This is a genomic window from uncultured Paenibacillus sp. (assembly GCF_963515335.1).
Lineage (GTDB): Bacteria > Bacillota > Bacilli > Paenibacillales > Paenibacillaceae > Paenibacillus_I.
Window position 1 is genome coordinate 40,797 of the sequence record NZ_CAUPYC010000022.1, and the last position, 11,952, is coordinate 52,748.

The 11,952-nt window shown below is 53.3% G+C and carries 7 protein-coding genes; 5 read left to right on the plus strand and 2 right to left on the minus strand.

Annotated elements, in window-relative coordinates; genetic code table 11:
- Nucleotides 1–73 precede the first annotated feature (73 nt).
- Nucleotides 74–511, plus strand: a complete 438-nt coding sequence (gene perR / locus RWM61_RS09515) for a peroxide-responsive transcriptional repressor PerR (RefSeq protein WP_313999956.1) — start codon at nt 74–76, stop codon at nt 509–511.
- 156 nt (nt 512–667) lie between these two features.
- On the plus strand, nt 668–2,392 hold the full coding sequence (locus RWM61_RS09520) for a glycosyl hydrolase family 18 protein (protein WP_313999984.1): 1,725 nt from the start codon (nt 668–670) through the stop codon (nt 2,390–2,392).
- A 122-nt stretch (nt 2,393–2,514) separates the two neighbouring features.
- Here the strand turns inward: RWM61_RS09520 and RWM61_RS09525 are convergent, their stop codons facing one another.
- Nucleotides 2,515–2,877 carry a YgzB family protein gene (locus tag RWM61_RS09525; RefSeq protein ID WP_313999960.1) on the minus strand — a complete coding sequence of 121 codons (363 nt, stop codon included), beginning with the start codon at nt 2,875–2,877 and terminating at the stop codon, nt 2,515–2,517.
- Between the two features lie 154 nt (nt 2,878–3,031).
- Between RWM61_RS09525 and RWM61_RS09530 the strand changes: the two genes are divergently transcribed.
- From RWM61_RS09530 to RWM61_RS09540, 3 genes are all read left to right on the plus strand, one after another.
- Nucleotides 3,032–3,916, plus strand: coding sequence for a nucleotidyltransferase-like protein (locus RWM61_RS09530; RefSeq protein ID WP_313999964.1), 885 nt, complete (start codon nt 3,032–3,034; stop codon nt 3,914–3,916).
- A gap of 191 nt (nt 3,917–4,107) precedes the next feature.
- Complete coding sequence (locus RWM61_RS09535) at nt 4,108–5,058, plus strand: copper amine oxidase N-terminal domain-containing protein (protein WP_313999967.1); 951 nt, start codon at nt 4,108–4,110, stop codon at nt 5,056–5,058.
- A gap of 543 nt (nt 5,059–5,601) precedes the next feature.
- Entirely contained in the window at nt 5,602–11,661 is a 6,060-nt protein-coding gene (locus tag RWM61_RS09540) for a CARDB domain-containing protein (RefSeq protein WP_313999969.1), read from the plus strand.
- A 31-nt stretch (nt 11,662–11,692) separates the two neighbouring features.
- Here the strand turns inward: RWM61_RS09540 and RWM61_RS09545 are convergent.
- Nucleotides 11,693–11,952 (minus strand): hypothetical protein (locus tag RWM61_RS09545; RefSeq protein WP_313999971.1); only part of this gene is annotated, 260 nt, incomplete at its 5' end.

Here is an 11,952-nt window from a genome sequence, read left to right on the forward strand (position 1 = left end):
ACATCACATAATTGACAAAAATGAAATCAAACACGTACAATGATGCTAACTACTTATGAAAGGCGTGAGGGGAATGGGAACAAGCGTCGGCGAAGCTCTGGAACAACTCAAGATGACCGGCGTCCGTATGACCCCGCAGCGCCACGCCATCTTGACATACCTCATGGATGCGATGACCCACCCGACGGCGGATGAGATTTACAAGGCGCTGTCACCGCAATTTCCGAGCATGAGTGTAGCAACCATTTATAATAACCTCAGGTTGTTCGTCGAGGCCGGCCTGGTGCGTGAATTGACATACGGCGACGGTTCCAGCCGTTTCGATGCGGATTTATCCGACCATTACCATGCCATCTGCAAATCGTGCGGAACGATCGTGGATTTCGAGCATCCGCCGCTGCTTGATGTGGAGCGCGTGGCGTCGAAGGAAACGGGCTTTGTCGTGGAAGGGCATCGGATGGAAATTTACGGCCTGTGCCGTGACTGCGCGGCCTCCGGCAAATCGCATTAATCGGCTAGCTGCCGAGACGGAACCTGATCGGACTTTCGATCGTCAATAGACGTACAGCAAGCGCGGGCCGTCGCTCCGCCTTCCTGTACGTTTTCTTTTTGCGGGGGCGCAGACAAGAGTTATCTTATACTGGGGGGAAATGCCATCTTGGAAACGGTGAAGCTGCGAACGCCGGGACGGAGAAGCTCGGGCCTTCGCCGGTTAATGGTGTTCTGCGCGCTGATCGGCGTTCTGATCGGCGGTTATTTAGCCTATTTGCGATATATCCCTAACGGGGACCGGCTTGTGCCGGATTACGGCTTCGAGTATCCGCTCGTTTACAAAGGGAAAGTACTGGATGCCGGCGCCAGGAAGGAAGGCGAGGAATTGAAGCTGCCGCTCGATGCCTTACAGGAGGTTCTTGGCGCCGAAGCGCCTATCCGTTATGAAGCGGAGAGCGGTTCGATTATTTTGACGACCGCGGACAAGGTGCTTTATATGAAGACCGATGCGCTCACGGCGACCGTGAACAGCAAGCCGTTCGATCTGACGATTGCCGCCGAGTCGGACGACGGCCGGGTTTATTTGCCGCTGACCCCGCTCACCGAGCTGTTCGGTCTGCAGGCTGAGCAAGCAGAGGGAGATGCGGGAATCGTGACGCTTTTCCAGCCGGGACAGGCTATTCAGCGCGGCCGCTTGCCGGCGGCGGAGGGAGCGGTCATACGGAGCGGGCCGACCATTCGCGCGACCATATCGGAGCAGGTCGAGAGCGGCGGCGAGGTGCGCATCTGGGGCGAGGAGGACGGCTGGTACCTCGTTCAGGGGCCGCAAGGCTATGTCGGTTACGCATCCAAGTCAGATATCGTTTTAGGAGATGTGGAGAAGGTTTCTGAACCGAAGCGGGATGAACCGTTCATTGCCTGGAAGGTCATCGGAAGCAAAATCAACCTGGCCTGGGAGGCCGTCTACCAGGTTGCGCCCAATCCGGCGGACATCGGGCCGCTGCCGGGGGTCAATGTCGTCAGTCCCACCTGGTTTGAACTGAAGGACGGCAAAGGCGCGATCCGGTCCAAGGCGGACAATAACTACGTCGCTTGGGCGCAGAACCGCAATATGCAGGTGTGGGCGCTGTTCAGCAACGGCTTTGATCCCGATCGGACGACGGAGGCGCTGGACGACTACGGGACGCGGTTCCGGATGATCCAGCAGCTGCTCTCCCTGGCGAAAATGTACAAGCTGCAGGGCATCAACATCGACTTCGAGAATGTCTATATGAAGGACAAGGCCAACCTGGTTCAATTCGTCCGGGAGATTACGCCGCTGGCGCATGATCAGAACCTGGTCGTGTCGATCGACGTGACGCCCAAGTCGAGCAGCGAGATGTGGTCGGCATTCCTCGATCGGGAGGCGCTTGGCCGGACCGTCGATTTCATGGTAATCATGGCGTACGACGAGTATTGGGCGTCCAGCCCGACTTCCGGGCCGGTCGCATCGCTGCCGTGGGTGGAGCGTTCCGTCAAGCGTATTCTGGAGGAGGACAACGTGCCCCCGCGCAAGCTTGTGCTCGGCGTTCCGCTTTATACCCGGATTTGGACCGAGAAGAAGGGCCCGGACGGCAAGGTGCAGGTGTCCTCCAAGGCGGTCGGCATGGAAGCTATCGAGGAGCTGATCGCGGAGCGCAAGCTGAGGCCCGTCTATCAGAAGGAAACCGGACAGCATTATGTCGAATATGTGGAGAACGGCGCCCTGAACCGCATCTGGATCGAGAACGAGACATCCATGAAGGCAAGGGCCGAGCTCGTCAAAAAATATGGCCTGGGCGGCATCGCCTCCTGGCAGCGGACGTTCCAGAAACCTGAGATTTGGCAAACGATACGGGATACGCTCAATCTGCGCCCATAAGATGCACGTATAGCTCATAGATTGTATAAAAGAAGCTTCGTCCTCCCGGCGGCCTGCCGGAAGGGACGAAGCTTTTGGCGCGTATGCGATTGGCTGTGGAGGTGGGGAATGCGGCCTTGCGCTTACGTTGCTTGCCCGTTCGCCTGGTCGGCGGCGTGCGTCGCTTTGTCGGGGTCGAGCGTCAGCATCGTTTTGCAGAACATGCAGCGGTCGGTTTTGCCCAGCATTTTCGTCGGCTTATGGCATTCCGGACATTCCAGCATCACCGCGCTCGTCGACAGCATGCCGGCCCAGAAATAAATGCCCATGCTCACGAGCATGGAAATCAGGCCGAGAACCAGGAAGATGCCGGCGGCGATTTTGGCGGCTTGTCCGCCCCAGAACACGATGCCCCCCGTGCCGAGTATCATAATGCCCATGCCGAACAAGGTGAAGAAAAGTCCCCACAGACGGAATTCGTTGATTTTGGCGGATTTGAAAAACATGAACGTTCATCCTTCCGAAAAAGAGATGTCGCGACTTTCTGCAAACGAGCAGGAAACGGACCCACGGTTGTCGAACAATACATAGAACCGCAGAATATCATTATAGCTTATACCGCTGAAGGAAGCCAGGAATTCTCTGCTATGGGGGATCGTTGTGGAAGCGATAAAAACGCATTTCTTCGACATGTTTCATAACCGGGCCGGGCTGGTCGGCCTGATGGCGATCGACAATCCGTATCCGTACAATCCGCTGATCGACGGGCTGGATCTTCTCCTGCTCGCTGTCATGGAAGGGGACGATCCGGACCGGTGCGTGGAGCATGCCGCTTATGGCGGCAAACGCGTTCAGATCCGGTCGGTCGTGCCGTCCGTATTGGAGCAATGGATCGCCGGCAATGAAAACCGAAACATCATACCATGGTTGGTGCGGGGTGAGATTTTGTTCGATCGGGATCAATATTTGGCGCAAATCAGGCAGCGGCTTCTCGCCTTTCCGGATGAGCTGCGCAAGCAGAAAATGCTGGCGGAGTTCGCCGCGTTCCTGCGGACGTACCTGCATGCCAAGCAGGATCTTCAGGACGGCAACATTCTCGACGCGCACAGCCACATTTTAACGTCGTTGCATCATTGGGCGCATATCGTGCTGATCGAGGAGGGCGTGCACCCGGAATTGACCGTGTGGGCGCAGATCAAGGGCTACAACCCCGGTGTTTATAAATTGTACGAGGAGCTGACGGTCAGCCCGGAAACGCTGGAGCAGCGTGTCCATCTCGTGCTGCTGGCTTGCGAGTTCCATGTCATGAGCAAAATGAAATCGTGCTGCCGGCTGCTGCTCGATCTGATGGAAAACCGCGAGGAGCCTTGGAGCGTGATGGAGCTGTATAACCATCCGGAGCTGCGGCACTTGAGGGTCGATCTTTCGCTGCTGCTGCAAAAGCTCGTCGTTCGCGGCTTCATCCGCGAGGTCGCCGTTATTCCCGATTCCGGCGATACCGACGAATTGGAGCTGAAATACGCTCCGCTCGCAAAAGAGGCTTGATCGTTGAGGGCGTTGTCTGCTATAATATGGGAAATGAATAGGAACGGCGGGAAGCACCCGCCTTGCATGCCAGTCGTGCAGGGGGTGCTTTTTTGTTGTTCCGTCTTTTGGGAGAATGCGTTAATATTTAATGAGGTTTACAAAATTAGGGTGAGGCCGAGAGCCGGAGAATTGAAGGGGAGAGATTAAGGATGAACATGACCATGAGGATGGCAAACAAAATGAAAATGGCAAAGGTGCTGGTCTTATCTGTTGTAGCTGCGATGGCATTCGTATCGGTTGCTCGGGTATCGGCGTCGTCGTCGAATCATAATCTTCCGGATCTGGCGGTGCTGCTGAATGGGAGAAAGATTGAGTTCCCCGACGAGAAGCCGCAGGTGGACAGCAGCTCGCGCGTGCTGATCCCGGTTCGATTTGTTTCAGAGGCGTTGGGGGCGAAGGTAGGGTTTGAAGGGAAGACGGTGATCATCACGCAAGGCGCCAAAAATGTGCGGCTTACGATCGGCTCGAATGCGGCGCTCGTTAATGGCGAGCGGCTGGTGCTGGATACGAAGGCGGTCGCCGTCAACGGGCGGACGCTGGTTCCGCTGCGTTTTGTCAGCGAGGCGCTCGGGCAGAAGGTGCGCTGGGACGCCGTTAGCCGTTGGGTGTGGATCGGGGAGGAAAAGGTGCCGAGTTTGCAGGAGAGTGATGTGAAGGTCTATCCGCTCGATGGGTTTAGAAAATACTTTACGAAAGCCAAAGGTGAGTATCTGTATGGCGCAAAAGACGTAACGATCTTTACTCAGAAAAATTTTCCGATTCGGTTTGAGGATGATTATGATAATGTGACGATTTACAGTGTCACGCTCGTCCCGGTGAAGGACTACTTTGAGGTACAAATGAACTATTCCGGTAAACATTTCGGCATTTACTACCTCACCGGAGATGGTATCCCGAGGGCTCGCTTTAATTCTGCAAAATATCGGGTCAATAATCCGGATGGTACTTTTACAGCGACTTTTAGTTTTAGGAGTGAAGGGGATTTTCTCTTTTACAACATCAAAAACTGGAAGGACATGAAGCCGGAAGATATAAAATATGTGGGATTCTCCGTGGGGTTGGAAACACTTCCGCTTTTGGAAAAACCATTTGCAAATTAAGGGGCGGCGTAAATGAGAAGAAGACGGAATATCGCTCTTTTTTTTCTTATAATGCTTATCGTTACAAGCATACCTTTTGGTGCTTTTGTAAATGCGGGCACTATTCCGTCCATTGCGGATAACGATCCGATTGTGGGCGGAACAGATGCCAATAAGTTCTATTTCGTGGCGATGTATTCAACTGGTATCAATAAGAATCCGGATGGTTCCTGGACGCCTGGGCGATGGGGTGGATCGCATCCGAATATTGCTGCGCCGTATGAGTTTACGTTAACCGACAGAAAGATCGTCGGCTTGGAGGTCAAACCTTTCACACAAGCGATGATCGATCAAGATGCCAAATGGTTAAAGGTGTATGAGAAATCGCGAAGTGACTATGCTTGGTTAGCTATTGATAAAGCAGTGAACACTACGTACACGCCGAGTCCGGTAAATATCACGGGAAAAGGGACCGATACCGTTTCCTTTGACATCAATATGACGGGCATCGTCCTGGATGCTCCAGCGCCGGAAGAAACAACACGTGGCGAGGAAACCATAGGCATGAAGTTCTACTTCCCCATGCTCATCACCATCACGACTGAACCGCAGCTCATCGTCAAGCATTGGTCAACAACGGGGCAAGATCTGTCCAGTTTTTTTCCAACGAAAACAACGGCGCTTGTAAACGGGCAATCGTACAGCACGACTCCGCCGACGAATGCCAATTATTCTTATGTCGGCTATAAAAAATCGGCAGGCGGGACTCCTTCCGGATCAATTGTAAACGGACCGCCGCCAACATTCACCTATGACAATACCTACAACATCTATTACCTGAATCTGTATTATGACCCTGTTTCAACAGAGCCGGATCTCGTGGCTGACGACATCGCAGCGGTAGGAGATGTGGTTGTCGGCAAGCCGGCGACATTCAAAGCGACTTTTCGCAATGTGGGGCCGACCTACAATGGATCGTATAGCGTGAAGATCATGGAAGGCGCGACGAATATTAAAATCCAGCCCTTCTCGATAGCTGAAAAAGGCACGACGAAAGAAGTCCAGTTCACGTACACATTTCGCAGTACGGCCAGCAAAACGTTTCAACTGAGCGTCGACAGCGCGGCAAACATCAAAGAATCAAACGAAAGCAACAACGTCATTTCACGGAGTTTTACCGCGTTGACAAGCGCGCCGGTCAGTTTCACCGGCGATTTTGACATTGTGCCGCCGACCATCAATTACCGGGACAGCTTTACCTTTCGTCCCAAAAATTTTGTCCTGAATGGATGTACATACCGATCGCACTCCTACAAAATCGAACGCAACGGGATGAGCTATCAGACCAATCCGGTATTCGGGCAAACCACGGACACCAGTTACTCGCAGGGTACATATCCATGGGTCATCGGCGTGGGCTATCATAACGTCTACCTGAAAATCCGGACGAGCTGCGGCGAATCGGAGTGGATCGGGCCGAAGCCGCTCACCGTGAGCAGCCCGGCCGAAAACAATCCGCCGAGCTTTCGTATCGGCTTTGTTTTTCCCAATGCGCCGACGAAGCCTGTATACGAAGTGGTGAAAGGGACAAAGCTCGATTTGATTTACATCAATGATCCCAGCGTGCCGACGCCGACGGATCCGGACGGCGATTCGCTTTATTTTAACGGCTTCGATTTTGCATCCGGCACAAGCTTCATTCAATCCATCCCTTCCAAAGGATCGGAATATATTGACGGCTGGCGCGGCATTACGATGGACACGCTCGGCTATCATTCCGTTACCGGCGTCATGCGGGACGAATGGGGCGCCACCGCTACCGCCTCAACCTTTATTAACGTCATCCCGGAAAATCCGGTTCCCGTTGCGACGTGTCCGGCCGAAGTGATTGAAAACCATCCGGTGCCGGCTTCTTCCTTCGGTTCCGGCGGCAGCTACAGCCCGATCGGCAGGACGATCGATTCCAGCAGGGACGAGTGGACCAACCGGCTTGCCAGTTACCCTAACGGGACAAGCAGCAATATCACGGCGACCGCATCGCTGCATGTATACGACAGCGCGGGGCTGAAATCGCTCCGGGCCGCCGAGTGCTCCATCACCGTCAAACCGGACCTTCCGCCTGTGGCCAAGCTTGTCGTGCCGCCGGTCGGCATCCGGAACGTATCGGTTGAAATTTTCAACCGCTCGACCAGCCCTGACGGCGATCAAATTACCGCCGCCGAATACAGGTACAAATATGATGCCAATAACAACGGATTTGCGGATGAAGCCTGGCAGCCGGTAACGGGTACCCTGGCCAAGATCAATTTTTTACCCGCCAAAGTCGGCAAATATTTATTTTACGCCAAAGTAACGGAGCAGTACGGGAAATCGGACGACACCGCGAGCGAATCGGAATCGGTCTACACCCTGGATATTGTCAACAACGCGCCGGAAGTTTCTTTCAAGATCGAAGGGAATAACCCGCAGCCGAATTTGGACCCTTATACATCAGTTGCTCCGTCGGCCATGCTGGGCTGGCCCGTGTATGAAACAAACAGCTCGAAGTATGTCCTAAACAAAACAAACCTGTGGCGCGTCACGGGCGGCAAGCTGGTCAGCGGCGAAGGGCGAAACTTCGGGCCGCAGATGCAAAACTTTTATCGCTATAACCGAACAATCAACAATTACAACCGGGTATCGCTTGATTCGTTTCCGTTGGTGAACAACGGGTACGGCAATAACAGGCTCTCCCCGTGGAGATCGGCGACAAGCTATACGCTGTCCACGACCCTGGTGGACGAGGAGAAGAACCAGCCGCTCATTTATAGCTCCTCTTGGACGCAAAAGCCGCCGAAGTTCCGATCGAACAAGAAATTTTTATACCTGCAACCGCAGAGCTCCTATAATAGCGACACCGGTGCCTATCAGGATCGCATTGTCGCCATCGATCCGAAGAAGCTGTCACCGATCGTTTCGACTACGGTATGGTTTTCGACGACCTATTCGTACCGGAACGGAAGTCCGACTGCCTTTGTCATCAAGCAGCCCGACAGCACAACTTTCACTTACAATGGCACCAATCTAACAGGCTATAAACAGCGGATTTGGGATTGGGAGATGGTAGGAAAGACGATTTACGTATTATTTATCTGGAAAGGCTATTACAATAATCAGCAAGTGATGTTTGGCGAAATGGCCACCTATGATGCTTTAACGGGGGATAAATTGAAAAGCTCCTTCGATACGCCGGGTTTTGATGCGCAACAAATATTTCCGGGTGAAAATACCGGGGCTTTCGGATACGAGTTTAAATTTACAAAAGGGGAAAACCTGGTACTTGCCACAAATTATCAAAGCTACAGTACCGTGCAAAACATTACCAATAAAGTAGCAGAGATTACGCCCGAATTATCAATTGTCAGACGTGCAACATGGAATATGTTTGCGCCAACCGATCCCTTTGTCATCGGCCAGCCCGCCAACGGCAGGCAATATCGCCAGAGTGATGCATGGAACGTGGACGCAAACGGGGCCATTTATATTTACGAGGGCTGGCGCGTTAACTATGACAGCCGCTACAACTATAACAGCGTGATCACCAAATACAATCCGGATTTCAGCTTGGCTTGGCGCACGGCATTGCCCTATTCTCCAGCCAATAATGCACCTTCGTGGGATCACTCGAGTACCTTTGCGGGGAGTTGGTCGCATAACGAGCCTTATGTTTCAACCGCGTACGATTACGCAAACAATGAAATTATCGCCAAAATCTATTACGATAACTACCGTCCGGGATATATGTTCCCCGACACGCACGAGGAGTCGATCGTGATCGATGCCAACGGGGGATGGATAAAGGAACGGCTTGGGACCTTATGGGGGCAAAATCTCCAACTATATCACTATGGCAGTCATCTGTTCAGCGAGCCGCAGGGAACGCAATGGACGGCCAATTGGTACGGCCGGCGCAGTCTGTTCCCCAGCAGTACGGTAACAAGAGAGGGATACCGGACCAGCTTTTTAAAGGATGCCTCCTGCACTCAATATTCCCTGACCGAGGGATACAACCGGGTATTTGATGCCGGCGGGAACGGGATCGGATATATCGGCGCGCCTTCGGACCAGTGCAGGCAACAGTTCGGCGAGTATTTCAGTGACGGGGTTTACGTAACGATTAAGCAAGCGTACATGGGCTGGGGGAATACAAGCCCTGGTTATGCTTCGGTGGGTGTATCCGTTGGGCCTCCATCGACGGCTCCTGAGCTGGTAAGGTCGTTTACGAACGGGCAGTTCTATTCCAATATTACGTTGGAGGACGCGGAGGTTAAGTACAGTTTCAGCATGGACGACGTCGATTATGACACGGAGTGGCTCGGTTTTTCGTTCAGAATGTCAGATGCCCGCAATCGCTATTCGTTTGAAACGGACGGCAGCAATGTGGCGATTGCTAAATACGTCAACGGCGTTCGGACCGTGTTGGCGAGTGGAACGTATCCAATGCAGGACAAGAAGGATTACGGCATTCGACTCCGGTTCGTCGGCAACCAAATCGAGGTATGGTTGAACAATATCCCGATTTTAAGCGCGGCTGACAGCACGTATACGTCGGGAAGGTTCGGTTATTTTTCTGACAAGTCATTTGTCTCCTATGGACCATTCCAATATAAAGCCGTTTCGGCCGCCAATGTATGGTCTGCGCAATATGCCATATGGGATGGAAGCAGCGCGAGAGCCGATGTGCAATACAGCGATATTACGTTTACGGACCCGGAAGGCGATCCTCAGGCGGGGGCTTACCGGTGGACAATCCGGCATACGCCCAGGTTCATCGACAACCAGGGGTTGTCTGCGATAAACGGGCAGGTGTTCTCAACACCGCAGCTAACATTCGATAAAGTCGGCGACTATGCCGTCAAGCTGCAGGCTCAAGATGACCCGAATCCAAGTTACTTAATGCCGAGTATGGTGTTTGACGGTTACCGAAAGCCATCGAACGAATTTTCCAAGCTGATCACCGTGCACCGCAGACCGATTGCCGATAAGGATAATACCAAGGCCGCGGACGGGAAAATTTTGTGGACCGACCGCAGCCGCGATCCTGATCGATACGCAAGCGCGTGGAACTATTCGGCCGAAGCGACGGGGATCGATTATTTGGCTACCAAGGGGATAATGGAAAAACGTTTTTATTACGTTTCGCCGAGCGGTACCTATGTAGCCGAGAAGCTGATTACCCCAACGGAAGTCGGCACGTATGAAATCGGTATGGCTGTGAAAGACGAGTACGGGGCGTGGTCGACGTTCGATATCGACTACGTTGCCGTCACCGTTTTGCCTCGGCCGAATACAGCGCCGGTTCCGGGGTTCGCGGCGAGCCGCATGACTGCGTTCCGGGAAGATCCGATCACGATCGATTCCACGGCTTATGATGCGGAGGACGGCGCGAGAACCGGCTTGCCTCATACCTATTATATTCGGAACGTGACGAACGGCGGGATCGAGACGATTCAGAGTACATCGAGGACCGACTGGGTGAAAGCGTTCAGTTCTCTCGGCGTGATGAACATCCGCCAAGTCGTTGAAGACTCGGCCGGGGCCACCGCGCAGTACGAGCTTCAAGTGAATATCGTCAACCGAAAACCGGTGGTAAACGTGACCGTCCCGCCCAGCGCCGACCAGTCGGCTCCAACCAAACTGACAATGCTGAAACCTGCGTTCAACTGGTCGTATACCGATCAGGACAGGGATGCGCAGGTCCAGTACCAAGCCAGAATTTATCGGTATGGCGGAGCGCTTCAACTCGATTCCAATGTGATCAACGGTACTGTTGTGACATGGACCCCGGCTGCCGATCTTCCGGAAAAGACGAACCTGTATGTCATGGTGAGGGCGTTTGACGGCTATGAATGGAGTGACTGGAGCAGTCCGAAGTTTTTCTATATTGAAACCAACCGGCCGCCGATTCCCGAATTTGACTGGAACCCGAAGCCCGTCTGGGAAGGCGATACGATCCGTTTGATTAATCGATCGGCCGACCCGGACGGTGACGGTATGTCGTACAGCTGGTTAATTCGCCATCTGGAGTCGGGCTCGCAAACCACGTCGACGGCGCTTGAACCCTATCTTAGCGCGGCAACGAAGGGTACGTATCGCGTGACGCTTGACGTATGCGACAGCAAGGATTTGTGCAATACGGCACCGGTAACCTATGACATTAGGGTTCTCCCATTGAACATAACAGGAGAGATTTACCATATGCCGCCCTGGTTGGCCCGCCATCGGGAACAGGGGCATGAGACCGCGGTGGATCCGAAAGATTTTTATGCGGGAGAAACGTTGCGGCTGTTGGCTATTACGTCAAATGCTCCTGTCCGGGAAGTTCAAGCGGTGTTGGAAACCGCCGGTATTGACGGCAAGACGCTGAACACGACAATTGCGCTGCGCGCTGCCGACGTGCCCGATCGCTATACAGCCGACATGTACGACCCGCAGTGGAGCTCATTCGACAAAGGTCTGCCGAAAGGTATCCATTATGTTCGTTTTCGGGTTGCCTACATGAACGGCGTAACCAAAGAAACGGATGTACCCTTCCGCATTATCGGCAATATTATGAGTGCGGTCGGCGTTCAACGCCGGCAATAAAATTGCAGTCAAGGCTGGGCGAAACCGGCATCTAGAAAAATGTCGCCTTAGCCTTGACTTTGTTTGCGGCGGTATGATACATTAGTTTTCGCCGCTTCGAGGGAAGTGATGCAAGGGACGGATGCCGGTTCGGCTGGCAGAAACTCCCGAGAAAAAAAGCTTGCATCGAAGAGGGCGAACGTGATATATTATAAAGGTCGCCGCTGAGAGAATGGCGATGAAAGAAAGAAACGAATTTTGTTCCTTGAAAACTGAACAACGAGCGAAACTGCCCTGTCATTCCGCAAGGGA

Excerpts from the sequence above, each read along its gene's own strand:
- perR (WP_313999956.1), top strand. The coding sequence starts at position 74 with ATGGGAACAAGCGTCGGCGAAGCTCTGGAACAACTCAAGATGACCGGC.
- RWM61_RS09525 (WP_313999960.1), bottom strand. The coding sequence starts at position 2,877 with ATGTTTTTCAAATCCGCCAAAATCAACGAATTCCGTCTGTGGGGACTT.
- RWM61_RS09535 (WP_313999967.1), top strand. The coding sequence starts at position 4,108 with ATGAACATGACCATGAGGATGGCAAACAAAATGAAAATGGCAAAGGTG.
- RWM61_RS09540 (WP_313999969.1), top strand. The coding sequence starts at position 5,602 with ATGAAGTTCTACTTCCCCATGCTCATCACCATCACGACTGAACCGCAG.